26 protein-coding genes are annotated in these 26,166 nt (G+C 70.5%); 16 read left to right on the top strand and 10 right to left on the bottom strand.

Annotated elements, in window-relative coordinates:
* Nucleotides 1-272: 272 nt before the first annotated feature.
* From ASG87_RS04595 to dapD, 6 genes are all read right to left on the bottom strand, one after another.
* On the bottom strand, nt 273-1,331 hold the full coding sequence (locus tag ASG87_RS04595; protein ID WP_056001519.1) for a VIT1/CCC1 transporter family protein: 1,059 nt from the start codon (nt 1,329-1,331) through the stop codon (nt 273-275).
* Nucleotides 1,332-1,418: 87 nt separating this feature from the next.
* Nucleotides 1,419-2,594 (bottom strand): TPM domain-containing protein, encoded by a 1,176-nt coding sequence (locus tag ASG87_RS04600; protein WP_056001522.1) that lies wholly within the window; start codon nt 2,592-2,594, stop codon nt 1,419-1,421.
* Nucleotides 2,595-2,674: 80 nt separating this feature from the next.
* Nucleotides 2,675-3,169, bottom strand: coding sequence for a DUF2165 domain-containing protein (locus tag ASG87_RS04605; RefSeq protein ID WP_056001525.1), 495 nt, complete (start codon nt 3,167-3,169; stop codon nt 2,675-2,677).
* A 12-nt stretch (nt 3,170-3,181) separates the two neighbouring features.
* Nucleotides 3,182-3,535 carry a Spx/MgsR family RNA polymerase-binding regulatory protein gene (locus ASG87_RS04610; RefSeq protein ID WP_056001528.1) on the bottom strand — a complete coding sequence of 118 codons (354 nt, stop codon included), beginning with the start codon at nt 3,533-3,535 and terminating at the stop codon, nt 3,182-3,184.
* A complete protein-coding gene (locus ASG87_RS04615; RefSeq protein WP_157510882.1) occupies nt 3,532-3,999 on the bottom strand; it encodes a hypothetical protein in 468 nt (155 codons plus the stop codon). Before ASG87_RS04615 ends, ASG87_RS04610 begins: the two co-directional genes overlap by 4 nt.
* A gap of 19 nt (nt 4,000-4,018) precedes the next feature.
* On the bottom strand, nt 4,019-4,846 hold the full coding sequence (gene dapD, locus ASG87_RS04620) for a 2,3,4,5-tetrahydropyridine-2,6-dicarboxylate N-succinyltransferase (protein ID WP_056001534.1): 828 nt from the start codon (nt 4,844-4,846) through the stop codon (nt 4,019-4,021).
* Nucleotides 4,847-5,103: 257 nt separating this feature from the next.
* Between dapD and ASG87_RS04625 the strand changes: the two genes are divergently transcribed.
* Nucleotides 5,104-6,216, top strand: a complete 1,113-nt coding sequence (locus tag ASG87_RS04625; RefSeq protein WP_056001537.1) for an HD domain-containing phosphohydrolase — start codon at nt 5,104-5,106, stop codon at nt 6,214-6,216.
* Here the strand turns inward: ASG87_RS04625 and glnD are convergent.
* Genes glnD through map form a run of 3 tightly spaced genes read right to left on the bottom strand, consistent with a single transcriptional unit; the run spans nt 6,213 to nt 9,988 of the window.
* Nucleotides 6,213-8,894 carry a [protein-PII] uridylyltransferase gene (glnD, locus tag ASG87_RS04630; RefSeq protein ID WP_056001540.1) on the bottom strand — a complete coding sequence of 894 codons (2,682 nt, stop codon included), beginning with the start codon at nt 8,892-8,894 and terminating at the stop codon, nt 6,213-6,215. The two genes, ASG87_RS04625 and glnD, sit on opposite strands and share 4 nt — an antisense overlap.
* 40 nt (nt 8,895-8,934) lie before the next feature.
* Nucleotides 8,935-9,207 carry a hypothetical protein gene (locus tag ASG87_RS04635; RefSeq protein WP_056001543.1) on the bottom strand — a complete coding sequence of 91 codons (273 nt, stop codon included), beginning with the start codon at nt 9,205-9,207 and terminating at the stop codon, nt 8,935-8,937.
* Between the two features lie 16 nt (nt 9,208-9,223).
* The gene (gene map, locus ASG87_RS04640; protein WP_056001546.1) at nt 9,224-9,988 is read right to left on the bottom strand and encodes a type I methionyl aminopeptidase; all 765 of its coding nucleotides are present in this window, start codon (nt 9,986-9,988) and stop codon (nt 9,224-9,226) included.
* 325 nt (nt 9,989-10,313) lie between these two features.
* Here map and rpsB point away from each other — a divergent pair, with 325 nt between their 5' ends.
* The 15 genes from rpsB to ASG87_RS04715 all read left to right on the top strand — a co-directional run bounded on the left by rpsB (nt 10,314) and on the right by ASG87_RS04715 (nt 25,419).
* Complete coding sequence (gene rpsB / locus ASG87_RS04645; RefSeq protein ID WP_056001549.1) at nt 10,314-11,195, top strand: 30S ribosomal protein S2; 882 nt, start codon at nt 10,314-10,316, stop codon at nt 11,193-11,195.
* 72 nt (nt 11,196-11,267) lie between these two features.
* On the top strand, nt 11,268-12,146 hold the full coding sequence (gene tsf, locus ASG87_RS04650; protein ID WP_056001552.1) for a translation elongation factor Ts: 879 nt from the start codon (nt 11,268-11,270) through the stop codon (nt 12,144-12,146).
* Nucleotides 12,147-12,480: 334 nt separating this feature from the next.
* Nucleotides 12,481-13,203, top strand: coding sequence for a UMP kinase (gene pyrH / locus ASG87_RS04655; protein WP_056001555.1), 723 nt, complete (start codon nt 12,481-12,483; stop codon nt 13,201-13,203).
* Nucleotides 13,204-13,266: 63 nt separating this feature from the next.
* Nucleotides 13,267-13,824 carry a ribosome recycling factor gene (gene frr / locus ASG87_RS04660; protein ID WP_056001558.1) on the top strand — a complete coding sequence of 186 codons (558 nt, stop codon included), beginning with the start codon at nt 13,267-13,269 and terminating at the stop codon, nt 13,822-13,824.
* Nucleotides 13,825-13,839: 15 nt separating this feature from the next.
* Nucleotides 13,840-14,577, top strand: a complete 738-nt coding sequence (gene uppS, locus ASG87_RS04665) for a polyprenyl diphosphate synthase (RefSeq protein ID WP_056001560.1) — start codon at nt 13,840-13,842, stop codon at nt 14,575-14,577.
* 14 nt (nt 14,578-14,591) lie between these two features.
* Nucleotides 14,592-15,413, top strand: coding sequence for a phosphatidate cytidylyltransferase (locus tag ASG87_RS04670; protein WP_056001563.1), 822 nt, complete (start codon nt 14,592-14,594; stop codon nt 15,411-15,413).
* A 5-nt stretch (nt 15,414-15,418) separates the two neighbouring features.
* A complete protein-coding gene (locus ASG87_RS04675; RefSeq protein ID WP_082582749.1) occupies nt 15,419-16,600 on the top strand; it encodes a 1-deoxy-D-xylulose-5-phosphate reductoisomerase in 1,182 nt (393 codons plus the stop codon).
* A 13-nt stretch (nt 16,601-16,613) separates the two neighbouring features.
* Nucleotides 16,614-17,960, top strand: coding sequence for an RIP metalloprotease RseP (rseP, locus tag ASG87_RS04680; protein ID WP_056001569.1), 1,347 nt, complete (start codon nt 16,614-16,616; stop codon nt 17,958-17,960).
* A gap of 201 nt (nt 17,961-18,161) precedes the next feature.
* The gene (gene bamA, locus ASG87_RS04685) at nt 18,162-20,639 is read left to right on the top strand and encodes an outer membrane protein assembly factor BamA (protein ID WP_056001572.1); all 2,478 of its coding nucleotides are present in this window, start codon (nt 18,162-18,164) and stop codon (nt 20,637-20,639) included.
* Between the two features lie 100 nt (nt 20,640-20,739).
* On the top strand, nt 20,740-21,798 hold the full coding sequence (gene lpxD / locus ASG87_RS04690) for a UDP-3-O-(3-hydroxymyristoyl)glucosamine N-acyltransferase (protein ID WP_056001574.1): 1,059 nt from the start codon (nt 20,740-20,742) through the stop codon (nt 21,796-21,798).
* Complete coding sequence (fabZ, locus tag ASG87_RS04695; RefSeq protein ID WP_056001577.1) at nt 21,791-22,264, top strand: 3-hydroxyacyl-ACP dehydratase FabZ; 474 nt, start codon at nt 21,791-21,793, stop codon at nt 22,262-22,264. Before lpxD ends, fabZ begins: the two co-directional genes overlap by 8 nt.
* On the top strand, nt 22,261-23,034 hold the full coding sequence (gene lpxA, locus ASG87_RS04700) for an acyl-ACP--UDP-N-acetylglucosamine O-acyltransferase (protein WP_056001580.1): 774 nt from the start codon (nt 22,261-22,263) through the stop codon (nt 23,032-23,034). Before fabZ ends, lpxA begins: the two co-directional genes overlap by 4 nt.
* A gap of 64 nt (nt 23,035-23,098) precedes the next feature.
* Nucleotides 23,099-24,316: a lipid-A-disaccharide synthase gene (gene lpxB / locus ASG87_RS04705; RefSeq protein WP_056001583.1), complete on the top strand. Its 1,218-nt coding sequence runs from the start codon at nt 23,099-23,101 to the stop codon at nt 24,314-24,316.
* 58 nt (nt 24,317-24,374) lie between these two features.
* Nucleotides 24,375-24,962 carry a ribonuclease HII gene (rnhB, locus tag ASG87_RS04710; RefSeq protein WP_056001758.1) on the top strand — a complete coding sequence of 196 codons (588 nt, stop codon included), beginning with the start codon at nt 24,375-24,377 and terminating at the stop codon, nt 24,960-24,962.
* 256 nt (nt 24,963-25,218) lie between these two features.
* Nucleotides 25,219-25,419: a hypothetical protein gene (locus tag ASG87_RS04715; protein WP_056001586.1), complete on the top strand. Its 201-nt coding sequence runs from the start codon at nt 25,219-25,221 to the stop codon at nt 25,417-25,419.
* Nucleotides 25,420-25,449: 30 nt separating this feature from the next.
* On the opposite strand, the gene ASG87_RS04720 is transcribed toward ASG87_RS04715, so the two are convergent.
* Nucleotides 25,450-25,983, bottom strand: a complete 534-nt coding sequence (locus ASG87_RS04720; RefSeq protein WP_056001590.1) for a TlpA disulfide reductase family protein — start codon at nt 25,981-25,983, stop codon at nt 25,450-25,452.
* Nucleotides 25,984-26,166: the final 183 nt, after the last annotated feature.

Here is a 26,166-nt window from a genome sequence, read left to right on the forward strand (position 1 = left end):
AGCCTGCAATTCATCCACTTGGCGTTCCTTGCCCTCCTCCTCAAAAGATTTTGAACAGGCTCTCAGAGCCAGTTCACGATCTCTCCCATGGAACGTCGTCCCGGATGAGGCGTCATCCCAGCGGCTTTCAACGGCCGCAGGGCCGGTCAAGCCGGGATCCGGCGCCTTTGAGCTGGGGCATCAAGTCACTGGATGACCACAGCCCTCCGGCTGTTGAAAAGCGCTTCCTGCTTTCGCAGGAACGACGAGCGGGCGGTTGGATCGACAGGTTCTCAGCCCGCGACCACCGTGCCGAGCAGGTGGCCCACGCCATAGGTCACGGCCGCCGCCGCGGCGGTGATGCCGAACTGGCGCGCGATCGAGAACAGCAGGCCGCGGCCGGTGAACAGCGCCGTGCCGGTGCCGATCACCGCCAGCCCGGCGGCGGCGGAACACGCGCTGGCGAGCAGCGCGGCACGGCCGCCGAGGAACAGGTACGGCGCCACCGGGAACAGCGCGCCGAACGCGAACAGGCAGAACGACGACACCGATGCGCTCCATGCCGAGCCGCCCAGTTCGTCCGGGTCCACGCCCAGGTCTTCGCGCACCAGGGTGTCGAGCGCGGCGCGCGGCGTCTCGGCGAGGTGTCCGGCCAGGTGCTCGGCCGCCGCCGGCTCCAGCCCTTTCTCCCGGTAGATGCCGGCGATGCGCTGCAGGCCGTCTTCCGGCGCCACCGCGAGGCGCTCGGCGCGCTCGGTGATCTGCGCCTGGTAGAACTCGCGCGAACTGTTCACCGACAGCCATTCGCCCAGCGCCATCGAGCACGCGCCGGCGACCAGGCCGGCCAGCCCGGCGAGCAGCACCGCGCGGTCGCTGCTGGCGGCGCCGGCCATGCCCATCACCAGGCTGACGTTGGAGACCAGCCCGTCGTTGGCGCCGAGCACGGCCGCGCGCAGCGTGTTGCCGCTCTGCGCGCGATGGCGCCCCGCGGCACCCTGCCGCGCCGGCACGAAATGGTCGCGGTGGCCCTCGCGGTCCACCGGCGAGGCGACGTGGTCGGCATGCTCCAGCCGCACCACCGTGGGCATCACGAACTCCGTGCCGAAGCGCCGCGCGAACCAGCCCAGCACGCGCACGCGCGGCCCGGTGCGCGGCGGCGGCACCGCCGCGCCGGCTTCGCGCAGGCGCGCTTCCCAGAAGGCCGCATTGGCTCGCTCGATCGCCGCGATGCGCCGGTAGGCACGGCCCAGCCGCGCATCCGATGCCAGTTCGGCCAATTGCTCGTACAGCGCCGCGTTGTCGCGCTCGATGCGCAGGTTGGCGTGGTAGCGCCGGATCCGGGGATGGCTCATGTCGGCCTCTGGCAATGGTTCATGGGTGGCTCGCGCAATGCCTTGCCTGTTCGCTGCGTGCCGGCGGCCGCCGCGCACCAGCCCAGCCTACCAACTGCCGGAGGCTCCGCCGCCGCCCGAGCTGCCGCCACCGCCGAAACTGCTGGACGAGCTGCCGGAGGAGCCGCTGGACGAACTGCCGGAACGGCTGTCGTCGTCGCGGGACGAGCCGCCCGATCCGCTGCCGCAGCCGCCCTTGGAACTCGACGTGGCGTAGCGGAATCCGCCCGCGGTAGCCAGCAGCAGGTCGGACAGGTGCGCGCGCCAGCCATGCGGCTCCAGTTGTTTCCGCTGCACCGGCGACAGCGAGCCGACATAGTCCAGGTTGTTGGCGATCAGGTATTTCAGCCAGGGGATCGCCAGCGCGAACAGCGCCATGCCGGCGGTCGCCAGGCCGTCGCTGCCGAATGCCTTGCCGGGAAATCCCCAGAAGGGGATCAGTGCCGGGTAAAGCAGCCAGCCGAACACCGGCAGGTGCAGCGCCACCAGGCTGAAGGCGGACAGCATCACCAGCAGCAGGACCATTGCCAGGATCGCGCCCAGCCACTCCAGCGCGGACCCTGGGCCGCTGCCGGCGGCGACCGCCTCGGTGTCGATGCTCGACGCCGATTGCGGCGGCGCCTGCCACAAGGCCGCCCAGTCGCCGCCGAGGGTCGCCACGATGGCGCCGGCCCCATCGACCATCGCCGTGGCGGCGTCGCCGTCGCGCATCGCCGGGATCACCTGCTCGCGCAGTATCTGCGCGCTGCGCAGGTCGGTGAGCCGGCCTTCGAGGCCGTAGCCGACTTCGATGCGCGCGCGGCGCTCGTTCGGCGCCAGCAGCAGCATCGCGCCGTTGTCCTGGCCTTTCCGGCCCACGCCGCGGCGCTCGAATTCCTTCACCGCGAACTGCTCGATGCTGTCGCCGTCGAGCGAAGGCACGGTCAGCAGCAGCACCTGGTTGCCGCTGGCCGCCTGGAACGCCGCCAGCGCGCCGCGCAGCCGCGCGGCCGTATCCTCGCCGAGCAGGCCGGCGCCATCGTCCACGTAGAGGTACGACGCCACCGGCTGCGCCGGCGCGCGCAGCCGCATGCAGGTCGCCAGCGGCAGGAAAAGCAGGCTGACGACGATGGCGAGCAGCAGCCGCAGGCGGCGCCCGGCGGAGGCGGGTACCGCCCACATCGAGGGCCGGGGCGGCAACGCCGGCACGGCGGCCGGGTTGCCCGGGCGGGCGTCAGCGGTCATGCCCGCATCCGTGTCTCGCATCCATTTCGGCTGGCTCCTTGGTTCTTCGATTCCTTTCCGCGCGGCGGTCGCAGCGCCGGTCAATCCGGCCCGTCGTCGGGCTGCCCCAGGTAGATCAATGCCGCCAGCAGCACGGCCGCGAAGCGGAACGCGCTTTCCAGGCCGTTCCACTGCGTGGACATCCACATGCCGAACCACTCGCCGCCGATCGCCATGAAGCCGCCCAGCCACAGCAGCAGTCCAGCGGACAGCCCCGCCACCGCGATGCGTTTGGCGCGATGGAACGCCGCGGCGTCGGCGCGGCGCGCGCGCCACATCCGCCAGGCGCCGATCCAGCACAACGCGCCGGCCAGCGCCTCCACCGCGATGATCAGCGCATAGGCGGCATGCTGCAGCAGGGGCGAATGGATGGCGCGGTAGCGGATGCCGGCACCGGGGAAGATCGTGTCCATCGCCAGCACGTGCCGCACGAACTGCCAGTTGCTGCCGTAGTCGGTGAGGTTGCCGAACGCGACCAGGCTCACCCACAGGGCGATCGCGGCCACCAGCAAGGTCCTGGCGAGGCGGGCGGACACGGCGCGGCCCGCTCAGCGCGCGAACAGCTTCTTGAAGCCGTTGTCGCTGAAGCCGACGCTCACCGCGCCGTCGTCCTGCACCACCACCGGGCGGCGGACCAGCGCGGGATACTCCTTCAGCAACAGGGTCCACTCCGGATCGGAGGCCGGGTCCTTGCGCTGCGGCAGCAGGTTGCGCCAGGTGGTGGACGACTTGTTGACCAGCTTCTCCCAGCCGCCGAGCTGCCGCGCCCAGTCCTTCAGCGTGGCCGCCGGCACCGGGTTGGCGCGGTAATCGACGAAGCTGTAGGCGACCTCGAAGCGGTCGAGCCAGTTGCGTGCCTTGCGGCAGGTGTCGCAGGTGGTCAGGCCGTAGACGGTTGTCATGCACGATTCTCCTGGCGCACGGCGTCGACACGCCGGATCAGATCTTCCGCAACCTCGTTGCGGGCGAATGGGTTCAGGCGGAACAACGGCAGCCTGGGGATGAACGCGATCTCGTCGCCGAACGCGCACGGCGTGCGCAGGCGCAGGGTCAGGCGCCTGGGGTTGGTGAACTGGCTCATGCTGACGTTCATCACGTTCGCCAGCGGCACCCGCTGCTTCACCGGACCCTTGCGCACCAGCAGGAAGCTGCCGCCGTCGCTCACCTCGTCCGCGAGATTCCAGACCAGCTTGCGGAACAGGAAAAAGCCCAACGCCATCATCAGCGCCGGCTCGATCACGAAGATCGCCGACTGCCGGCCATGCGCGAAGGCGCCGACGAACATGAACACGGCGAGGAACACGAACCAGAAGCAGGGAAAGGCCACCTTGAAGAAGAAGGTTCCCCCGTACGAGATCTTCTTCATCCCGCCGCTCTCCATGGCCTTACTCGGCGCTTCTCAAGAGTTCGTTGATGCCGGTCTTGCTGCGCGTCTTCGCGTCCACCCGCTTGACGATCACCGCCGCGTACAGGCTGTGGCTGCCGTCCTTCGCCGGCAGGCTGCCGGCCACCACCACGCTGCCGGCCGGCACGCGGCCGTAGCTGACCTCGCCGGTGGCGCGGTCGTAGATGCGGGTGGACTGGCCCAGGAACACGCCCATGCCGATCACGCTGCCCTGCTCCACCACCACGCCCTCGACCACCTCCGAGCGCGCGCCGATGAAGCAGTCGTCCTCGATGATGGTGGGATTGGCCTGCAGCGGCTCCAGCACGCCGCCGATGCCGACGCCGCCGGACAGGTGCACGCGCGCGCCGATCTGCGCGCAGGAGCCGACCGTGGCCCAGGTGTCGACCATGCTGCCGGCGCCCACGTAGGCGCCGATGTTGACGTAGCTGGGCATCAGCACCGCGTCCTTGGCGACGTGCGCGCCGCGCCGCACCAGCGCGCCGGGCACCACGCGCGCGCCGAGGCTTTCCAGCTCGATGTCGTTGCCGTGGCCGAAGCGCAGCGGCACCTTGTCGAAGGCCAGCGCCGGGCCGCCGTCCACCACCTGGTTGCCGTTGATGCGGAAGTACAGCAGCACCGCCTTCTTGATCCACTGGTTCACCGTCCAGCCGCCCTGGCCGTCCGGCTCGGCGACGCGGCGCTCGCCGGATTCGAGCAGTTCGATCACCTGTTCGACCGCGGGCCGCACCTGGGCCTCGATCTCGCTCTGGGTCAGTTCGTTGCGACGTTCGAAGGCGTCTTCGATGAGGGTTTCGATGGCTTGCATGGAGGTCGGTTCGCTCGCAGGGGAAGGGGCCGGCCGCCAAGAGTAATGCAGCCGGCGCGGGCGATGGCGAACCGCTTGGCGGCAAACCGCTCAAGTTTCTCCGCCGGCGGCCGACAAAGCCTTCTGCCGATCCGCGAAATGCCGGGTCCAGCCCATAGGGGGTGACGCCGATGCTGCCGTCGTGTCCTTGCGCCGCAAGCCGGAGGGCCGGAGCGCGCCCGCCCCGGCCCGGCCGGTCGTCCTGACCCGGCAACGGCATGCCGCGACGGACCATCCATCCTTCGGAACTCCAGGTCGGCCGTCCGCTGCCGTGCGACGCCTACGACGCCAAGGGCAAGCTGCTGCTGCGCAAGGGCCAGCTCCTCGCCAGCGCCAGCCAGCTCGAGCGGCTCGCCCGGCACGCCCTGTTCACCGACGTCGCCACCGAGAACGAGCCGGAGCCGCCCGTCCACGCCAGCCCGCTGGGCCTGGTGCTCGCAGCGCGGCGCCAGTTGCAGGAACTGCTCGAAACCGCCCCGGCGGACGCTTTCGTCGCCACGCTGCAGCGCATCGCCGGCATGGTCCGGCGCGCCTGCCGCGCCAATGCGGACGTCGCGCTCGCCTCGATCCTGATGCGCCGCGAAGGCCCCCACGCGGGCCGGCATGCGCTGAACGCGGCGATCGTGTGCCAGGTGGTCGGCACGGCGGCCGGGCTGGCTGCGCCGGCGCTCGCCGCGACGGTCGCCGCCGCCCTCACCATGAACATCGGCATGCGCGAACTGCAGCAGCGGCTGCGGTCGCAGCAGGCGCCGCTCGACGAGGAGCAGCGCGCCGCAGTGCATGCCCACTGCGAGCGCGGCGAGCGGATGCTGCGCGACCTGGGCGTCGCCCACGACGCCTGGCTGGAGGCGGTCCGCGACCACCACGAGCGGCCGGACGGCAGCGGCTATCCGGCCGGCAAGGCGGGCGACGCGCTCGGCCTGCCGGCGCGGCTGCTGACCATCGCCGACCTCTACTGCGCGCGCGTGTCGGAGCGCGACTACCGCCCCGCGCTGGCGCCGAACGTGGCGCTGCGCCGGCTGTTCCTCAACGAGGGCGCCTGCGTGGACGAGCACCTGGCGGCCCTGTGCATCAAGACGCTAGGCATCTATCCGCCCGGCACCGGCGTGCGCCTGCGCAACGGCAGCATCGCGGTGGTCACCCATCGCGGCGCCGCCGGCAACACGCCGAAGGTCGCCCTGATCACCACCCACGACGGCCTGCGCTTCGGCGCCCCGATCCGCCGCCGCGGCGACATGGCCGCGCACGCGGTGAGCGAGGTGGTCGACCTGGCCGAACTGCAACTGGAAGTGGGCATGGAAGCCCTGTGGGGCGCGGACGCGGCCGTCTAGCCGTCTGCTTGGCCGCCCGCCTGGCCGCCCGTCTTCGGCACCCCCTTCGACGCCGGTCCGACCCGTTCGAGCAGCGCCTGCAGCAGGCGCTCCTGCAAGGCCGGCGACAGCGGCTCATCGTGGCGGTCGGTGAGCTGGAAGAAATCCTCCACGCGCTCGCCGAAGGTGGCGATGCGCGCATCGTGCACGCGCACCCCGGCGTCCACCATCACCCTCGCCACGGCGGCGAGCAGGCCCGGATGGTCGGTGCAGACCAGGGCCAGCTGGGTACGTCCGCCGGCGGCGTGGAAGCCGATCCGCGGCGTCATCTGGAAGTGCCGCAGGTGGCGCGACAGGCTGCGCCGCGCCGGATGCACCGGCCCCGGCTGGGCCAGCGCGCGCTGCAGCCGCTGCTGCAGCTCCTCCGAGCGCGCCGGCGTGGCCGGCTGCTGGGTTTCCGAATCGAGCAGCAGGAAGGTGTCCAGCGCCATGCCGCTGGACGAGCCGAGGATGCGCGCCTCCATCACCGACAGCCGCAGCCGGTCGAGCATCGCGGTCACCGTGGCGAACAGGCCGTCGCGGTCCGGTGTGTAGACGAACAATTCGGTGGTGCCGCGCACCGACAGCGGATGCACGGCGATCAGCGGCAGGGCGCCGTCGGCGCGCAGGATCGCCGCGGTCTGCCATGCGATCTGCTCGGGCCGGTGGCGCAGGAAGCTGGCGTTCGGGAAATCGGCCCAGGTCCGCTCCACCGCCTGCCGGTCGAAGCCGTCCGCCTGCAGCAGCGGCATCGCGTAGTCCTGGCATTCGCGCGCGCGCGCCGCGGCGTCGCGCGGCAGCTCGACGTCGCTGCGCAGGGCGTAGCGGGTGGCCGTGTAGAGGTCCGCCAGCAGGCGGTCCTTCCACGCGTTCCACAGCCTGGGGCTGGTGCCGATGATGTCGGCGATGGTCAGCAGGTAGAGCTGGCCCAGCCGCTCGCGGTCGCTCACCACCTCGGCGAAGCGGTCGACCACTTCCGGATCGGTGATGTCCTGCCGCTGCGCGGTCACGCTCATCAGGAGGTGCCAGCGCACCAGCCAGGCGACGCGCTCGCCGTCGTTCGCCGGCAGGCCAAGCCGGGCGCAGAACGCGCGCGCTTCCTCCTCGCCGAGCACCGAGTGGTCGCCGCCGCGGCCCTTGGCGATGTCGTGGAACAGCGCGGCCAGCAGCAGCACCTCGGGCGTGGGCAGGGTCGGCCAGATGTCGCAGGCCAGCGGGAACTCGCTGCGCGCGGCCGGGTCGGCGAAGCGCGCCACGTTGCGAAGCACGCGCAAGGTGTGCTCGTCCACCGTGTAGACGTGGAACAGGTCGTACTGCATGCGCCCGAACACCTGGCTGAACGCGGGCAGGATCGCCGCCAGCAGGCCGTGCCGGTTCATCCGCCACAGCGCATCCACCGCCGGCGCGCCCAGCCGCAACAGGCGCAGGAAGGCGGCGAGCACGGCCGGGTCGTCGGCCAGCGCGCCGTCGTGCAAGGCGGTGGCCTGGTGGATGCGGCGCATGGTGTCGGCGGTGAAGCCGACGATGCCCGGCTCGCCCAGGCGCGCGATGAAGGCCTCCACCAGGGCGGCCGGGCGGCGCGTGAACAGCTCCGGATCGCGCGCGGCCAGCCGCGTGCCGTAGCGCAGGAAGTCGTCGCCGACCGGCTGCGCGGCCAGCGGCGGCTCCAGCAGCTCCTCGAAGCGCTCGACGATCTGCGCGCCGAGCCGCTCGACCTGGCTGGCGGCGCGGTAGTAGCCCTGCATGAACTGTTCGACGCCGAGGTTCTTCGCGTGCTCGTCGACGAAGCCGAGCCGCGCGGCGAGCGCGCGCTGGTAGTCGAACAGCAGCCGCTCCTCCGGCCGCCCCGCCTCCAGGTGCAGGGCGTAGCGGTAGCGCCGCAGGGTCGCCTCGGACTGCTCCAGCGTGGCCTGCTCGGCCGGGTCGAGCAGGCCCTCCTGCACCATCCCGGCGAAGTCGTCCGCATGCGCCAGCCGGCGCCCGAGCCAGCGCAGCGCATCGAGCGTGCGCAGGCCGCCGGGACCGTCCTTGAGGTTGGGCTCCAGGTTGTAGGCGGTGTCGTTGTAGCGCGCGTGGCGCGCCTGCCGCTCGGCCAGCCGGGCCGCCAGGTAGGCCGAAGGGTTCCACAGCGCCGGATCGTCGACGATGGCGCGGAGCGCCGCGTCCAGCGCCGGGTCGCCGGCCAGCCGGCGCGCGTCGAGCAGGCTGGTGAACACGCTGGCGTCCTGTTCGGCCAGCGCGCGGCATTGCAGCGGATCGCGCAGCGCATGGCCGACCTTCAGCCCGATGTCCCACAAGGTGGCGAAGCACTGCTCCAGCGCGCGCAGCCGCGCCGGGTCCGCCCGCGCCACCAGCGCCAGCAGGTCCACGTCGGAATGCGGGAACAGCAGGCCGCGGCCGAAACCGCCCACCGCGAACAGTGCCGCGCCCTCCACTTCGCCCAGGCAGGCGGTCCACACATGCGCCACCACGCGCGCCACCGATTCGCCGCGGCGCCGCGCCAGCGCGCTGGCGTCGGCGCCGTCGCGGAAGGCGGTGGCGAGCGCGCGGTCCACGTCGCCCAGCAACTGCCGCAGCGCGCGGCGCGCCTCGCCGGACACGCCCGAGCGCGGCACCGCCGGCGGCAGGCGCGGCAAGGCGGGGGGAGCGGCGGCAGTCACGGCGCCCAGTACAGCACGAGCCAAGGTGCCGGCCGCACCGTCACCACCTGGGCCGGCGCCATCGCCACAGGCCGAAGGCGCCGGCCACGCTGACCAGCACGATGGCCGCCAGCGTGCTGCCGGCCGGGTTGCCCAGGCCGAGGCGGTCGGCCAGCGCGATCAGGCCGATCGCCAGCAGCAACTGCGCCGGCAGGATCGCGCGCAGGTCCGCGAACGGCCGCGGCACGCCAAGCTTGTGCAGCATCAGCGCAACGGTGTAGGTGGGCAGCCACAGGATGGTCAGCCCGATCGCGAGCAGGAACAGGTAGGCCACGTGCCCGCGCGCCGGCTCAGGCGTCCGGCCAGGCAGTGAGGATCTCGAAGCCGTCGGCGGTGACCGCGATGGTGTGCTCCCACTGGGCCGACAGCGAGTGGTCCTTGGTGACCACGGTCCAGCCGTCCGGCAGTTGCTTGGTCTGCGGCTTGCCGGCGTTGACCATCGGCTCGACGGTGAAGGTCATGCCCTCCTTCAGCTCCACGCCGGTGCCGGGCTTGCCGTAGTGCAGCACCTGCGGCTCGTCGTGGTAGATCTTGCCGATGCCGTGGCCGCAGTACTCGCGCACCACGCTGAAGCCGGCCGCCTCGGCGTGCTTCTGGATCGCATGGCCGACGTCGCCCAGGGTGGCGCCGGGGCGCACCGCCTGGATGCCGCGCATCATCGCCTCATGGGTGGTCTCCACCAGCCGCCTGGCCAGCACCGACGGCGTGCCCACGAAGTACATGCGGCTGGTGTCGCCGTGCCAGCCGTCCTTGATGACGGTGACGTCGAGATTGACGATGTCACCGTCCTTGAGCACCTTGCCTGGGCTCGGGATGCCGTGGCAGATCACGTGGTTGACCGAGGAGCACAGGGTCTTGGGGAAGCCGTTGTAGCCGACGTTGGCCGGGATCGCCTTCTGCACGTTGACGATGTGCTCGTAGGCGAGCCGGTCCAGTTCCTCGGTGGTGACGCCCGGCCTGACGTGGTCCTTGAGCATGGCCAGCACTTCGGCGGCCAGCTTGCCGGCGACGCGCATGCCTTCGAGGTCTTCGGGGGATTTCAGGGTAATTGCCATGATGGGAGCCTAGATGGCGGCGCGAGCGCCGCGGTTCAACGAAACCGCCGCAACTTGCCGCCTCGCCGGCGTACCGGCTACAATTCACGGGTTTTGCAGGCCGCATGCCGCCGTTCCGGCAGCCGCGTCCCGCAAAAACGAGCGGGAATTGTAACCGCGCCGCGGTACAAGCCCAAACCAACGCCACACACGCATCGGCACCGCCTTCGGGGTGCCGCGGCCGATCCCGCCACATCCAGGGAACGCCCGCGGTCGAAGCCGGGGATGCGTGGAGGTCCCAACCCCCGGGTCCTTCCACGGACCCAAGACAATCGGAGTTACACCCATGGCCCAAGTCACCATGCGCCAGATGCTCGAAGCCGGCGTCCATTTCGGTCACCAGACCCGCTACTGGAACCCCAAGATGGCCCCGTACATCTTCGGCGCCCGCGGCAAGATCCACATCATCAACCTGGAAAAGACCCTGCCGCTGTTCACCGACGCGATGAACTTCCTGTCGGGCCTGGCGCAGAAGCGCGGCACCATCCTGTTCGTTGGCACCAAGCGCTCGGCCCGCGAGTCGCTCGCCGAGGAAGCCGCCCGCGCCGGCATGCCCTTCGTCACCGCCCGCTGGCTCGGCGGCATGCTGACCAACTTCCGCACCGTGAAGCAGTCGGTGGCCCGCCTGAAGGAACTGGAAGCGGCCGAGACCGACGGCTCGTTCGACAAGCTGGTCAAGCACGAAGTGCTGGCCCGCCGTCGCGAGCGCGACAAGCTGGAGAACTCGCTGGGCGGCATCAAGGACATGGCCCGCCTGCCGGACGCCCTGTTCGTGATCGACATCGGCCACGAAGACATCGCCGTGCAGGAAGCCAAGAAGCTCGGCATCCCGGTGGTCGCGGTGGTCGACACCAACTACAACCCCGAGCTGGTCGACTACGCCATCCCGGGCAACGACGACGCGATCCGCGCGATCCAGCTGTACGCCCGCGCCGCCGCCGACTCGATCCTCGAGGGCAAGGCCGCCGCGCCGGCCGCCGCCCAGGGCGACGCCAACGACTTCGTCGAGCTGGACGAGGAAGGCAACCCGGTCGCCAAGGTCGACGACCGCCGCCCCGCCCCGCGCCGCGACAACCGCGGCCCGGCCAAGAAGGGCGCCGGCGCCCCGCGCCGTGACGGCGGCCGCGGCGACAACGGTCGCGGCTCGCGCGGTGGCGACACCGCCTGAGCGGTCGCCGCATGATCTTCCGCTGCCGCGGGGCCTTGCCCCGCGGCGCAACCCGTATTTAGAGGAATCCTGATGAGCACTATTTCCGCCCAACTGGTCAAGGAACTGCGCGAGCGGTCCGGCGCCGGCATGATGGAATGCAAGAAGGCGCTGGTCGAGAACAACGGCGACATCGACGCCGCGATGGAGTGGCTGCGCAAGTCCGGCCTGGCCAAGGCCGACAAGAAGGCCAGCCGCGTCGCCGCCGAGGGCCGCATCGTGGCCGCCCAGGGCGCCGGCAAGGCCGTGCTGGTCGAGATCAACTGCGAGACCGACTTCGTCGCCAAGGACGCCAGCTTCCTGAAGTTCAGCGACGCCGTCGCCGACGTCGCGCTCAGCTCCGGCGCCGCCGACATCGACACGCTCAAGGCTGCCGCCTACCCGGGCGCCAGCAACGTCGAGGAAGCCGCCAAGGCGCTGGTCGCCACCATCGGCGAGAAGATCGACGTGCGCCGCATGGCCCGCGTCGAGAGCGACGGCGTGATCGGCAGCTACATCCACGGCGGCCGCATCGGCGTGCTGGTGTCGCTCAAGGGCGGCTCCGAGGAGCTGGCCAAGGGCATCGCGATGCACGTCGCCGCGATGAACCCGCCGCACATCCGCGCCGAGGACGTCCCGGCCGAGTTCATCGCGAAGGAAAAGGACATCGCGCTGAGCCAGATGACCGAGAAGGACAAGGCCAAGCCGGCCGAGATCCTCGAGAAGATCATCGCCGGCAAGATCAACAAGATCGTCTCCGAGGTCACCCTGCTGGGCCAGCCCTACGTGCTGGACACCAACGTGACCGTGGGCGAGGCACTGAAGAAGGAAGGCGCGGACGTCGCCTCCGTGGCCCGCCTGGCCGTCGGCGAAGGCATCGAGAAGGTGCAGGAAGACTACCTGGCCGAAGTCGCCAAGGCGATGCAGGTCTAAGCGGCTTCCCGTCGCCTGGCCGTACGAAGAAGCCGCGGGCAACCGCGGCTTTTTTTGTGGGCGCGCCGCCGGCCCGCTCTCCGCGGCGGACGGAAAATGGCAGCCCGTCCGATCCATCAGCGGACCGCCTGCGCCCAGCCAGCCCCGACGCATTGCCCGGGCGATCCGCCCACGGAAGCCCACCGGCCGGAACGCACCGTCGCCAGCGCATTCGCCGCCGCCGCGCATGCCGATCCATGAACGGCGAACCGCCGCCACGGCCCGCGCCGGCGTTCCGGCCACGGCCCGCAGCCGCTACAATGCGCCGGTTTGCCCCACACAATTCGGAGACCCCATGAGCGACCAGCCCACGTACCGCCGCATCCTGCTCAAGCTCTCCGGTGAAGCGCTGATGGGCGATGCCGACTATGGCATCGACCCGAAGGTGATCGGCCGCCTGGCCGACGAGATCATCGAGGTGCAGCGCGCCGGCATCCAGGTCGGCGTGGTGATCGGCGGCGGCAACATCTTCCGCGGCGCCGGCCTCGCCGCCGCCGGCATGGACCGCGTCACCGGCGACCACATGGGGATGCTCGCCACGGTGATGAACGCGCTGGCGATGCAGGACGCGATCGAGAAGCGCGGCGGCTTCGCCCGCGTGATGAGCGCGATCCAGATCCACGACGTGGCCGAGGACTTCATCCGCCGCCGCGCCATCCGCCACATCGAGAAGGGCCGCATCGTGCTGTTCGCCGCCGGCATCGGCAACCCGTTCTTCACCACCGACTCGGCCGCCGCCCTGCGTGCGGTGGAAGTGGGCGCCGACCTGCTGCTGAAGGCGACCAAGGTGGACGGCGTGTACACCGCCGACCCGGCCAAGCACGCCAACGCCACGCGCTACGAGCGGCTGACCTACGACGAGGTGATCGAGCGCAAGCTGGCGGTGATGGATACCGCCGCGATCGCGCTGTGCCGCGACGACCGCATGCCGATGCGCATCTACGACATGACCGTGCCGGGCAACCTGATGCGGATCATGCGCGGCGAGCCGGTCGGCACCCTGGTCGACGCCGGCTGAGCCGGCCGCGCCCGGCGTCGCTGCTATACTCGTCCGCTTGCCAGATCCACCGGGAAACACCCCATGATCAACGACATCAAGACCGATGCCCAGACCCGCATGGGCAAGAGCATCGACTCGCTCAAGCACGACCTCACCCGCCTACGCACCGGCCGCGCCAGCACGGCCCTGGTGGACGGCATCAAGGTGCCCGCCTACGGCTCGGAGATGCCGCTGAACCAGGTCGCCTCGGTGGCGCTGGGCGACGCGCGCTCGATCATCATCACGCCCTTCGACAAGAGCCTGGTGGGCCCGGTCGAGAAGGCGATCATGGCGTCCGACGTGGGCATCACGCCGACCACCGCCGGCACCGTGATCCGCCTGAACATGCCGCCGCTCACCGAGGAGCGCCGCCGCGAGCTGGCCAAGCACGTGGCCCACGAGGGCGAGAACGCGAAGATCGCGATCCGCAACGTGCGCCGCGACGCGATGCAGAAGGTCAAGGACCTGCTCAAGGACAAGCAGATCACCGAGGACGACGAGCGCCGCGCCGACGACGAGATCCAGAAGCTGACCGACCGCTTCGTCAAGGAAGTCGATGCCGTGGTCAAGCACAAGGAAGAGGAGCTGATGGCGCTCTGAGCGCCATCGGACCCCATGCCCGGCGCCGACGCCGCCCAGGTACCGCGCCACATAGCCATCGTGATGGATGGCAACGGGCGCTGGGCCAAGGCACGCTTCCGCCCGCGCAGCTTCGGCCACAACGCCGGCCGCAAGGCGGTCCGCGACGTGGTGGAAGGCTGCCTGCGCCAGGGCGTCGAGGCGCTGACCCTGTTCGCGTTCTCCAGCGAGAACTGGCAGCGCCCGCAGGATGAGGTCAGCGCCCTGATGGAGCTGTTCCTGCGCGCGCTCGACAAGGAGGTGGACGAGCTGCACGCGCAGGGCGTGCGCCTGCGCTTCGTGGGCGACCTCGACGCGTTCGGCGAGGAGCTGCGCGAACGGATGCGGGCGGCGATGACGCGCACCGCCGGCAACGCCAAGCTGCAACTGAACATCGCGGTCAACTACGGCGGCCGCTGGGACATCGTGCAGGCGGCGCGGCAGGCCGCGCGGGCCGTGGCCGGCGGGCAGCTCGCCATCGACGAGATCGACGAGGCCAGGTTCGGGCAGTGGATCAGCCTCGCCGGGCTGCCGCCGCTGGACCTGTTCATCCGCACCGGCGGCGACGTGCGCATCAGCAACTTCCTGCTGTGGCAGGCGGCCTACGCCGAGCTGTATTTCACCGACACCTTGTGGCCCGACTTCGACCAGGCTTGCCTGCGGCGCGCCATCGAGGACTTCGCCCGCCGCGAACGCCGCTTCGGCCGCACCGGCGAGCAGGTCGCCCAGGCCTGACCCCAAGGATTTCCATGCTCCTCCAGCGCACCCTCACCGCCCTGCTGCTCGCCCCGCTGGCGATCCTCGTGATCCTGCTGCCGCCGACCTGGCTGTTCGCGCTGATCGCGGGCGTGGCGTTCCTCGGCGCGCAATGGGAATGGACCTGTCTGTCCGGCCTGAAGGCACCGGCCGCGCGCGTCGCGCTGCTGGCGCTGGCCGTGCTGCTGTTCGCCCTGTTGTGGTGGGCGCGCGGCCTGGCGGTGTGGTCGCTGATGCTGGCGGTCGGGGTGGCCTGGTGGGTGCTGGCCTGCGTGTGGCTGCGCCATTTCGCCTTCGGCGCCGCGCCCACCGCCGAGAACCGCAACCTCAAGCTGCTGGCCGGCGCCTTCGTGACGATCCCGGCCTGGGTGGCCCTGCTGTGCGTCCACGACGACGCCAAGCCGCACGGCCACTGGTGGACCCTGCTGGCCCTGGTGGTGGTCTGGGCGGCCGACATCGGCGCGTACTTCAGCGGCCGCTTCCTCGGCAAGCGCAAGCTGGCGCCGCAGATCAGCCCCGGCAAGACCTGGGCCGGCGTCTACGGCGCCTTCGCGGCCGGCGCGCTGGTGATGGGCGTGGGCGGCTGGCTGCTTGACGTGCGCGGTGCGCAACTGGCCGGACTGATGCTGCTGGCGGTAGTCACCGTGGCCGCCTCGATCGTCGGCGACCTGATCGAGAGCCTGATGAAGCGCCACGCCAAGGTGAAGGATTCGGGCACCCTGTTCCCCGGCCATGGCGGCCTGCTGGACCGCCTCGACAGCGTGTTCGCCGCGCTGCCCGTGTTCGCCCTGGGCAAGCTGCTGCTGGGCCTGTGAGCGCCATGGCTCTCCGCAACGTCGCCGTGCTCGGCGCCACCGGCTCGATCGGCGGCAGCACGCTCGACGTCGTCGCGCGCCACCCCGAGCGCTTCCGCGCCACGGTGCTGACCGCGCACCGGCAGGTCGAGGCACTGGCCGAACTGTGCGTGCGCCACCGGCCGCAACTGGCGGTGATCGCCGACCCGTCGCTGGAAGCCGAGCTGGCGCGCCGGCTCGCCGCGGCCGGCGTGCGCTGCGAGGTCGCCAGCGGCATGGAGGCGATCGCCGCGGCCGCGGCCGGGCCGCTATGCGACACCGTGGTGGCGGCCATCGTCGGCGCGGCGGGGCTGGATTCCACCCTGGCCGCGGCGCGTGCCGGCAAGCGCCTGCTGCTGGCCAACAAGGAATCGATCGTGATGGCCGGCGAACTGCTGCTGGAGGCGCTGCGCGCCGGCGGCGGCGAGCTGATCCCGGTCGATTCCGAGCACAACGCGATCTTCCAGTGCCTGCCGGGCGGCCGCCCGGACCTGCGCGGCAGCGGCGTGCGGCGGCTGATCCTCACCGCCTCGGGCGGCCCGTTCCGCGGCCGCACGCGGGCGCAACTGGCCGGCGTCACGCCCGACCAGGCCTGCCGGCACCCCAAGTGGTCGATGGGCCGCAAGATCTCGGTCGACTCGGCCACCCTGATGAACAAGGGCCTGGAGGTGATCGAGGCGCATCACCTGTTCGGCGCCGGCGCCGATGCGATCGAGGTGCTGGTGCACCCGCAGAGCCTGGTGCATTCGCTGGTGGAATACGTCGACGGCTCGGTGCTGGCGCAATTGGGCAACCCGGACATGCGCACGGCGATCGCCCATGCGCTGGCCTGGCCCGGCCGCGTCGAGGCCGGGGTGGCGCCGCTGGACCTGGCGGCCAGCGCCCCGCTGGCGTTCGAGCCGCCGGACCTGGCCACCTTCCGCTGCCTGGCGCTGGCGTTCCAGGCGCTGCGCGCAGGCGGCGACGCGCCGGCGGTGCTGAACGCCGCCAACGAGGTGGCGGTGGATGCCTTCCTTGCCGGGGCGCTGCCGTTCCTGTCGATCGCCGACGTGGTCGAGGGCGTGCTTGCGGAACTGACGGCGCAGCCCGTGGTCGATGTCCAGACCCTTCGTGAACGCGACCAGACGGCCCGCGACGCCGCCCGGCGCATCCTGCGCAACGCATGCTGATATTCTTGAGTCAATGAATCCTTTCCTCGGCTCGGTGTTCTGGTTGCTGGTCACGCTCGGCGTGCTGGTGACCTTTCACGAATTCGGCCACTACTGGGTCGCGCGGCGCTGCGGCGTCAAGGTGCTGCGCTTCTCGGTGGGCTTCGGCCGCGCGATCTGGAAGCGGGTCGGCCGCGACGGCACCGAATATCAGGTCGCCATGATCCCGCTGGGCGGCTACGTGAAGATGCTCGACGCCCGCGAGGGCGAGGTCGATCCGGCGCTGGCCGCGCAGGAATTCACCGGCAAGCCGGTGTGGCAGCGCATCGCCATCGTGGTCGCCGGCCCGGGCTTCAACCTGATCTTCACCCTCGTCGCGTTCTGGCTGATGTTCATGCTGGGCAAGCCGGACGTGGCGCCGGTGGTCACCGCCGCGCCGCAGAGCATGGCCGCCCAGGCCGGCATCCATCCGGGCGACCGCCTGCTCGCCATCGGCGGCAGGCCGGTGGCCACCTGGAGCGACTCGATGGACGCGGTGGCCAACGCCATGCTCGGCCGCGAGCCGCTGGCCGTGCAGGTGCGCGACCCGGACGGCCGCGAGCGCGCGCTCACCCTGCCGCTGGACCGCCTGCCGGCGGGCCAGGACATCGGCCAGTACCTCGACAAGCTGGGCCTGAAGCTGGCGCCCCCGCCCGCCGTCGCCGCCACCGTGATGGCCGGCGAGCCGGCCGCGCAGGCCGGCCTGCAGGGCGGCGACCGCATCCTCAGCGTCAACGGCCAGCCGGTGGCCGACTTCGCCGCCTTCAGCACCCTGCTGCCCGCCGAGGCCGCCAAGTCGCCCCGGCTCGTCCTCGCGGTGGAGCGTGCCGGCAAGCCGCTGCAGTTCACCGTGACGGCGCGCATGGCGTCGCTGGAAGGCCAGCCGGAGAAATGGGTGATCGGCGTGGGCGCGCCGCAGATGGAGGCCGCCACGCGCCACTACGGCCCGTTCAAGGCGCTCGCCGCCTCGTTCGCGACCACCTGGGACCGCACCGCCTCGATGTTCAACATGATCGGCAAGATGCTGAGCGGCCAGGCTTCCACCAAGAACCTGTCCGGCGTGATCGGCATCGCCCAGGTCGCCAACGCCACGGCCAGCATGGGCCTGCCGTGGTTCCTGGAATTCCTCGGCCTGGTCTCGCTGAGCCTGGCCGTGCTCAACCTGCTGCCCATCCCCGTCTTGGACGGCGGCCACCTGCTGTACTACCTTATCGAGTTGGTCAAAGGCAGCCCGGTCAGCGAACGGACCATGATCGCCGGCCAATACGTGGGGCTGGCCCTGCTGTTCACCCTGATGGGGCTGGCGTTCTACAACGATATCCACCGCATGCTGCTGTCGTGACCGGCGATGCGACTGAGCGCAACCGCCGCGCCGCCGCCGGCCGGGCCGGACAGGCCCCCGGCGATGGCGCGCGGATGCGCCGCGGCGCCGTCGCCCCGCGGCACGCGGACCCTTCTTCGAGGCTGGGCACCACCCGGCCTCATGCCTTGATCGGGGTGGCCGTTTCGGCCGCCCCGTCGGAATAACCCAACGGAATCGACGATGAAGCGTATCGCCGCCCTGATCCTGCTTGCCTCCCTCTCCGCGAACGTGCTGGCGTTCGATCCCTTCGTCGTTTCCGATATCCGCATCGAGGGCCTCAGCCGCATCTCGGCCGGCACGGTCTACAACTACCTGCCGGTGAACAAGGGCGACCGGCTGACCGAGGACGACGCCCAGCGGGCGATCCGCGCGCTGTACCAGACCAAGTTCTTCAGCGACGTCGAGCTGGACCGCGAAGGCGACATCCTGGTGATCAAGGTGGTCGAGCGTCCCTCGATCGCCAAGCTCACCCTGCGCGGCAACAAGGACATCAAGGAAGAGGACCTGCGCAAGGGCCTGAAGGAGATCGGCCTGTCCGAGGGCGAGACCTTCGACCGGCTGTCGCTGGACCGCGTGCGGCAGGAGCTGATCCGCCAGTACTACAACCGCGGCAAGTACAACGTGTCGGTCGACCCACACGTCACCCGCCTGGACCGCAACCGCGTCGCGATCGACATCGAGATCCGCGAAGGCAAGGTGGCGAAGATCAAGCAGCTCAACATCGTCGGCAACACCGCGTTCAGCGACAAGGCGATCCGCAAGGACTTCGAGTCCGACACCACCAACTGGATGTCGTGGTACTCCAAGGACGACCAGTATTCGCGCGAGAAGCTTTCCGGCGACCTGGAGAAGCTGCAGTCGTACTACATGAACCGCGGCTACGCCGACTTCGGCGTGGACTCCACCCAGGTCACCATCGCGCCGGACAAGCGCGCGATGTACATCGCCGCCAGCATCAAGGAAGGCGAGATCTACACCGTCTCCGACGTGCACCTGCTGGGCGACCTGATCCTGCCGGAGGAAACCCTGCGCAGGCTGGTGTTCGTGCGCAAGGGCGAGACCTTCAACCGCGGCGCGGTCGAGGCCAGCTCCGACGCGATCAAGGCGATCCTCGCCAACATCGGCTACGCCTACGCCAAGGTCACCCCGGTGCCGAAGCTGGACAAGGCCAAGCGCACCGTCGACCTGACCCTGTTCATCGAGCCGGGCCAGCGCGTGTACGTGCGCCGCGTGGTGTTCAACGGCAACACCCGCACCGAGGACGACGTGATGCGCCGCGAGCTGCGCCAGCTGGAAGGCTCGTGGTACTCGCAGGCCGCCGTCGACCGTTCCAAGACCCGCCTGCAGCGCCTGGGCTATTTCAAGAAGGTCGACATCGACAAGGCGCTGGTCCCCGGCACGCAGGACCAGGTCGACGTGACGGTGAAGGTGGAGGAGCAGTCCGCCGGCAGCCTGATGTTCGGCATCGGCTACTCGCAGTACTCGGGCATGATCCTGTCCGCCTCGGTGTCGCAGAACAATTTCCTCGGCACCGGCGACAGCTTCAGCATCGGCGCCGAGCGTGCCAGCTACTACACGCGCATCAACGCGAGCTACTACAACCCCTATCTCACCGAGAGCGGCGTCGGCATCGGCTACACCGCCACCTACTCGAAGACCGACTTCGGCGACGTCAACTCCGACTTCGTGAACTACTCGACAAGTTCCAAGGGCTTCTCCGCCTACCTCGGCATCCCGATCACGGAAACCGACGGCCTGCGCGTCGGCCTCGGGCTGAGCAGCAACAAGATCAACCTGACCGCTCCCTGCTACAACTTCGATGGATCCATCGACAGGACCAAAAACCCGGACGGAACCTCCAGGCGTTGCTATGCCGCCACGCCCCAGCAACTGATCAACTACCAGAACGCCCTCGGCCACGAGACCATCCACTCGTGGACCGGCACCCTGGGCTGGAACCACGACACCCGCAACGGCTACTGGGCGCCGACCCGCGGCGGCCTGCTGTCGGCCTCGTCGGACATCGCCCTGCCCGGCTCCACCGTGCAGTTCTGGAAGCTCAACCTGGAAGCGAACCACTACTGGCCGATCGGCAAGGGCTTCGTGCTGTACCTGGACGGCCAGGTGGGCTACGGCAAGACCTACGGCAACCAGACCTACGGTCGCAGCTTCGGCGACTACAAGGCCGGCGAGAAGCTCGACTTCCCGTTCTGGGAGAACTTCTACTCCGGCGGCGTGCGCGACGTGCGCGGCTTCCAGGACAACACGCTCGGCCCGAAGGTCTGCGTGGGCACCATGAGCGACGGCTCGCCGATCCAGCCGAACAAGAACGGCCGCTGCGACAACAGCCCCTACTACTACGCGCAACCGCTGGGCGGCGCGTTCAAGGTGCTCGGCACCGCCCAGGTGTTCCTGCCGCTGCCGTTCCTGAAGGACGTGAACACCGCCCGCGTGTCGTGGTTCTTCGACGTGGGCAACGCCTACCGCGACTACCAGAGCTTCAAGGCCAAGGACCTGCGCGCCTCCACCGGCCTGTCGCTGCAGTGGCAGGCGCCGATCGGCCCGCTGATCATCAACTTCGCCGTGCCGATCCGCTCGAAGGACGAGGACAAGCACTACGAGGAACGCATCCAGTTCACCTTCGGCAGCCAGTTCTAGGCCGCCGGGACGCCGGATCGAGGAAGCGCGGCCCGGCCGCGCTTTTCCTTTTGTGCCACCGCCCGGCGCGCCCGCGCAGGCGGCCGGCGCAAGCCCTACAATGCCCGGCGCGGCATGGAGACACCGAGTGAGCGCGAACCCTTCCTACACCCTGGCCGAGCTTGCGGCGCGCTTCGACCTGGCCTGCCACGGCGATCCCGACACGGCCGTGGCCGGCGTCGGCACGCTGGCCGGCGCCGGCCCGGGCAGGCTGACGTTCCTGTCCAACAGCAAGTACGCCGCACAACTGGCCGCCACCCGCGCGAGCGTCGTGGTGCTGCGTGCGGAAGACCTGTCCGCCTGCCCCGTCGCGGCCCTGGTCGCCCGCGACCCCTATGTCGCCTACGCGAAGATCGCCGCCCTGTTCGAGTCGCTGCCGGCGGCGCCGGCCGGCATCCACGCCAGCGCGGTGGTGGCCCCCGGCGCCCGCGTGGCGGCCACCGCCAGCATCGGCCCGTGCTGCGTGGTGGACGACGGCGCGGTGATCGAGGACGGCGCCGTGCTCGGCCCGCACTGCATCGTCGGCGCCGGTTGCACGGTGGGCGCGCAGTCCCGCCTGGTGGCGCGCGTCACCCTGGTGACCCGGGTGACCCTGGGCAGGCGCGTGCTGGTGCATCCGGGCGCGGTGATCGGCTCGGACGGCTTCGGCCTGGCCTTCGACGCGGACCACTGGATCAAGCTGCCCCAGCTCGGCGGCGTGCGCATCGGCGACGACTGCGAGATCGGCGCCAACACCACGATCGACCGCGGCGCGCTGGACGACACCGTGCTGGAGGAGGACGTGCGGCTGGACAACCAGATCCAGATCGCCCACAACGTCCACGTCGGCGCGCATACCGCGATGGCCGGCTGCGCCGCGGTGGCCGGCAGCGCGAAAATCGGGCGCTACTGCATGATCGGCGGCAATGCCGGCGTGCTGGGCCATCTGGAGCTGGCCGACCGGGTTACCATTACCGCCAAGAGCCTGGTCACGCACTCCATCCGCGAGCCGGGCGAGTATTCCTCGGGCACGCCGCTGCAGGACAACCGCCAGTGGCGCAAGAACGCCGCCCGCTTCAAGCACCTGGACGAGTACGCGCGCCGCCTATCGGCGCTGGAGAAGGACAGTAACGATGAGTGACAAGACCGCGACCGTAAGCCTGCCGGTGAGCGTCGAACAGATCCAGCAGCTGCTGCCGCACCGCTACCCGTTCCTGCTGGTGGACCGCGTGATCGAGCTGGTCCCCGACACCAGCGTGGTGGCGCTGAAGAACGTGACCATCAACGAGCCGTTCTTCCAGGGCCATTTCCCGGGCCATCCGGTGATGCCGGGCGTGCTCATCGTCGAGGCGATGGCGCAGACCGCCGGCCTGCTGACCCAGATCAGCAGCCGCCTGAAGGGCGACAGCGGCAGCCCGCTGTTCTATCTCGCCAAGGTGGACAACGCGCGCTTCAACGCGCCGGTGGTGCCGGGCGACCAGTTGCGCATGGAAGTGTCGCTGAAGCGCCTGATGCGCGGCATGGGCCTGTTCGTCGCCCGCTCGCTGGTCGCCGGCAAGGAGGTCGCCAGTTGCGAGCTGATGTGCGCCGCGAGGGCCGATAAATGATCCACCCCACCGCGCAGGTCGACCCTTCCGCCGTCATCGGCCGCGATGTGAGCGTCGGCGCCTACAGCGTGATCGGCCCGGAGGTGGAAATCGGCGAGGGCACGACGATCGGCCCGCACGTGGTGATCGAGGGGCCGACCCGGATCGGCCGCGACAACCGCATCACCCAGTTCGCCTCGATCGGCGGCGCACCGCAGGACAAGAAGTTCGGCGGCGAGCGCACCGAGCTGGTGATCGGCGACCGCAACCTGATCCGCGAATTCACCACGATCAACCGCGGCACCGGCGACGGCGGCGGCATCACCCGCATCGGCAACGACAACTGGCTGCTGGCCTACGTGCACATCGCGCACGACTGCATGGTCGGCAACCACGTGGTGTTCTCCAACTACTCGGCGCTGGCCGGGCACGTGGAGATCGGCGACTGGACGATCCTGTCCGGCTACTCGGGCGTGCACCAGTTCTGCAAGGTGGGCGCGCACGCCTTCATCGGCATGGGCTGCCTGGTCGGCTCCGACGTGCCGCCGTTCGTGATGATGGCGAACGACCAGCACGGCCGCCCCCGCGGCATCAACAGCGAGGGCCTGAAGCGCCGCGGTTTCGACGCCACCCGCATCGCGGCGATCAAGCGCGCCTACCGCACCCTGTACATGGCCGGCCTGTCGCTGCCCGAAGCGCGCGAAAAGCTGATGGACCAGGCCGAGGACAGCGAGGACGTGCGCGCCATGATGGATTTCCTGGCACGCAGCGACCGCGCGCTCGCACGCTGAATGCCCCTGCGACGGCGCCGGCGGGCCGCATGCGGCGCCCGGCTTTTGCCTGTATCGTCGAGCCATGGCTACCGTTGACACAGCCAACCGCCAGCCGCTGATCGCCATCGTCGCCGGCGAGGACTCCGGCGACCAGCTCGGCGCCGAGCTCATCGCCGCGCTGCGCAGGCGCTACCCGCACGCACGCTTCGTCGGCATCGGCGGCCCGCGCATGCAGCGCGAAGGCTTCGAGTCGTGGTACGCGATGGGCGAGCTGTCGCTGTTCGGCTTCGCCGAGGTGGTCGCCCACCTGCCGCGCCTGCTGCGCCTGCGCAAGGCCCTGGTCGCGCGCCTGCTCGAGGCTAAGCCGGACGTGATGGTCGGCATCGACGCGCCGGACTTCAACCTCGGCGTGGAACGGCGCCTGAAGGAGGCCGGCGTGCGCACCGTGCACTACGTCAGCCCCTCGGTGTGGGCCTGGCGCGAGAAGCGTGCGGAGAAGATCGGCCGCTCGGCCTCCCGCGTGCTCTGCCTGTTCCCGATGGAGCCGCCGATCTACGCCCGCCACGGCATCGACGCGCGCTTCGTCGGCCATCCGCTGGCCGACCGCTTCGCGCTGGTGTCCGACCGCGTCGGCGCGCGCGAGGCCCTGCAACTGCCGCAGGACGCCCCGGTGCTGGCGGTGCTGCCCGGCAGCCGGCTGTCGGAACTGGAACGGCTGGGCCCGGCCTTCGTCGAGGCGGCGGCCCGCCTGGGCGCCGCCCTGCCGGGCCTGCGCGTGGTGATCCCGGCGGCCAACGAGCGCGTGCACGCGCGGCTGAAGACCCTGCTGGCGAAAGGCCCGCGCGACGAGAGCGCGCCGCTGCTGCTGGACGGCCACGCCCACGAGGCGATGCTGGCGGCCGACGTGGTGCTGCTCGCCTCCGGCACCGCCACGCTCGAGGCGATGCTGGCGAAGCGGCCGATGGTGGTCGGCTACCGCGTGTCCCCGCTGAGTTACCGCATCGCCCGCGCAATGAACATGCTCAAGACCGACATCTACGCGCTGCCGAACATCCTCGCGCGCGCCTGCGGGCTCAGCGAGAAACCGCTGGTGCCCGAACTGATGCAGGACGACTGCACCGCCGCCAACCTGGCCGCCGCCACGCTGGACCTGTTCCGCGACAGCGAGCGCCGCGGCCGCATCGTGGCCGCGTTCGAGCAGTTGCACCAGGCACTGCGCGGCGACCTCGAAGGTCATGCCGGGGAATGCGCCGCCGCGGCCGTCGCGGAGCTGGTGGAGGCCGACCGTGCCGCTGGATAGGGTCGGTGCCCGGCGCAGGCCCGCGCCCGCGCCCGGGCCAGCCGCGCAGGCAGCGGCCATCGGCGACCTCCTCGTCGCCGGTGTCGACGAGGCCGGCCGCGGGCCGCTGGCCGGGCCGCTCGCGGTGGCCGCGGTGATCCTCGACCCGGACCGCCCGATCGAGGGCCTGGACGATTCGAAGAAGCTCACCGAGGCGCGCCGCGAGGCGCTCTATGCGCAGATCGTCGGCCGTGCGCTGGCCTGGAGCGTGGTGCTGGTCGAGGTGGACGAGATCGACCGGATCAACATCTTCCAGGCCACCATGGCCGGGATGGGCCGCGCGCTGGCCGGCCTGCCGGTGGCCGCCCGGCATGCGCTGATCGACGGCAACCAGTTGCCGAAGAACCTGCCCTGCACCGCCCGCGCGATCGTCGGCGGCGACGCGCTGGAACCGGCCATCAGCGCGGCCTCGATCCTCGCCAAGGTCACCCGCGACCGGCTGATGCACGCGCTGGACGGGCAGCACCCCGGCTACGGCTTCGCCCGCCACAAGGGCTATTCCACGCCCGCGCACCTGGCCGCGCTGGAGCGGCTGGGCCCCTGTCCCCAGCATCGGCGCAGCTTCGCCCCGGTGCGCCTGATGCTCGACCAGGGCGTGCTGTTCTGACGGCGACGGCCGGTCGCCGGCGCGATCCCACGCCGCGTTCCGCCGCACGGCTTCGATGGCTGTCACGGCCTGTTTCGCCGCCGCCGTATGCCATCCGTTTATGCAACTTTCCCGCGCGTCGGCGCATCCTATCCAGCAAGGAAGCGAAGCCGGCGGTCGCCGGCCTTCCGGTCCGGCACGGATGTTGTTTGGCTACGCCCAGACGCCGCATGAAACCCGTCATCTGCGCGCTGATTCGACCCTGAGGAGTCGTGCCATGATGCTTACCTTCCTCCGCTCTCTCGCCCGCCGTCCCAAGGCCACGGAAACCGCCGATGCCGATGCGACGCTGTGCAAGATCGACCTCGCCGAGGCGATGCCGCCGCACGTCGACTACGACCGGCAGCCGCTCAACGTGCGCGAACTGGACCATTACATCGACCGTGCGGCCGAGGACGACCGCTTCCACGTGCACTGAACGCGGCGGCCGCGCGCAGGCCCGGCCGATTCACGCCTGCGTCGCGGCCGGCGGTTCCGGCTCGGCCAGCAGCGCGTTGATCTCGGCGAGCAGCGATTCCAGCATGTCCTCGCCGTAGCCGACGTGCACGTGGGCGACGGTGCCGTCGCGGTGCAGCATCACCATCACCGGGATGCCCTTGTCGGCGCCGTACGGCTTGCCGATGGCGCCGTCGCTGTCCCAGCTCAGCAGCAGTTCCGGGAAGCGCGAATGCAGCGCGCGGGCGCTGTGCACGAAGGTCTGGCGGCTTTCCATGGAGTTCACCGACACCACCTGCAGCGGCAGGCGGCGCTCGGTGGCCAGTTGCTGCACGCCGACCAGCACCGGCATCTCCTTCATGCAGTAGCGGCACCAGGTCGCCCAGAAGCTGACCACCACCACCTTGCCGCGCAGCGACGACACCGTGACCGGCTGGCCGTCGCGGGTCTTGCCCAGGGCATCCGGCGGGACGTCGCCCGGCTTCACGGCGGCGCTGGCGGCCAGGCAGAAAAATACGGCGAAAAGAACTGACGCGATCCTGCGCATGACATTCTCCCCGGATGGAGCCGCCAGCCTAGCGCCGCCGCCCGGCACCCGCAATCGGCCTGGCCCGGCGCCGGTCGCGCCGCCGCGTCGTTTTCCGCTGACGCGGCGGCTGTCAAGCTTGTGGGCGGTCTGCGCCACGGTTAGCCTTCCCGGGATGCCCGGCGCTCCGGGCATCCTTCGCTC

It is taken from the genome of Frateuria sp. Soil773, from assembly GCF_001428405.1.
GTDB lineage: Bacteria > Pseudomonadota > Gammaproteobacteria > Xanthomonadales > Rhodanobacteraceae > LMSL01.

What these genes read in the sequence shown, in the direction of transcription:
- dapD (WP_056001534.1), bottom strand. Translation starts at nt 4,846, where the DNA reads ATGCAAGCCATCGAAACCCTCATCGAAGACGCCTTCGAACGTCGCAAC.
- ASG87_RS04610 (WP_056001528.1), bottom strand. Translation starts at nt 3,535, where the DNA reads ATGACAACCGTCTACGGCCTGACCACCTGCGACACCTGCCGCAAGGCA.
- ASG87_RS04595 (WP_056001519.1), bottom strand. Translation starts at nt 1,331, where the DNA reads ATGAGCCATCCCCGGATCCGGCGCTACCACGCCAACCTGCGCATCGAG.
- pyrH (WP_056001555.1), top strand. Translation starts at nt 12,481, where the DNA reads ATGAGCGACCAGCCCACGTACCGCCGCATCCTGCTCAAGCTCTCCGGT.
- ASG87_RS04625 (WP_056001537.1), top strand. Translation starts at nt 5,104, where the DNA reads ATGCCGCGACGGACCATCCATCCTTCGGAACTCCAGGTCGGCCGTCCG.
- ASG87_RS04600 (WP_056001522.1), bottom strand. Translation starts at nt 2,594, where the DNA reads ATGACCGCTGACGCCCGCCCGGGCAACCCGGCCGCCGTGCCGGCGTTG.
- rseP (WP_056001569.1), top strand. Translation starts at nt 16,614, where the DNA reads ATGAATCCTTTCCTCGGCTCGGTGTTCTGGTTGCTGGTCACGCTCGGC.
- rpsB (WP_056001549.1), top strand. Translation starts at nt 10,314, where the DNA reads ATGGCCCAAGTCACCATGCGCCAGATGCTCGAAGCCGGCGTCCATTTC.
- lpxA (WP_056001580.1), top strand. Translation starts at nt 22,261, where the DNA reads ATGATCCACCCCACCGCGCAGGTCGACCCTTCCGCCGTCATCGGCCGC.
- lpxB (WP_056001583.1), top strand. Translation starts at nt 23,099, where the DNA reads ATGGCTACCGTTGACACAGCCAACCGCCAGCCGCTGATCGCCATCGTC.
- ASG87_RS04670 (WP_056001563.1), top strand. Translation starts at nt 14,592, where the DNA reads ATGCTCCTCCAGCGCACCCTCACCGCCCTGCTGCTCGCCCCGCTGGCG.
- map (WP_056001546.1), bottom strand. Translation starts at nt 9,988, where the DNA reads ATGGCAATTACCCTGAAATCCCCCGAAGACCTCGAAGGCATGCGCGTC.
- lpxD (WP_056001574.1), top strand. Translation starts at nt 20,740, where the DNA reads ATGCCCGGCGCGGCATGGAGACACCGAGTGAGCGCGAACCCTTCCTAC.
- ASG87_RS04720 (WP_056001590.1), bottom strand. Translation starts at nt 25,983, where the DNA reads ATGCGCAGGATCGCGTCAGTTCTTTTCGCCGTATTTTTCTGCCTGGCC.
- uppS (WP_056001560.1), top strand. Translation starts at nt 13,840, where the DNA reads ATGCCCGGCGCCGACGCCGCCCAGGTACCGCGCCACATAGCCATCGTG.
- ASG87_RS04675 (WP_082582749.1), top strand. Translation starts at nt 15,419, where the DNA reads ATGGCTCTCCGCAACGTCGCCGTGCTCGGCGCCACCGGCTCGATCGGC.
- ASG87_RS04715 (WP_056001586.1), top strand. Translation starts at nt 25,219, where the DNA reads ATGATGCTTACCTTCCTCCGCTCTCTCGCCCGCCGTCCCAAGGCCACG.
- fabZ (WP_056001577.1), top strand. Translation starts at nt 21,791, where the DNA reads ATGAGTGACAAGACCGCGACCGTAAGCCTGCCGGTGAGCGTCGAACAG.
- tsf (WP_056001552.1), top strand. Translation starts at nt 11,268, where the DNA reads ATGAGCACTATTTCCGCCCAACTGGTCAAGGAACTGCGCGAGCGGTCC.
- bamA (WP_056001572.1), top strand. Translation starts at nt 18,162, where the DNA reads ATGAAGCGTATCGCCGCCCTGATCCTGCTTGCCTCCCTCTCCGCGAAC.
- frr (WP_056001558.1), top strand. Translation starts at nt 13,267, where the DNA reads ATGATCAACGACATCAAGACCGATGCCCAGACCCGCATGGGCAAGAGC.
- ASG87_RS04615 (WP_157510882.1), bottom strand. Translation starts at nt 3,999, where the DNA reads ATGAAGAAGATCTCGTACGGGGGAACCTTCTTCTTCAAGGTGGCCTTT.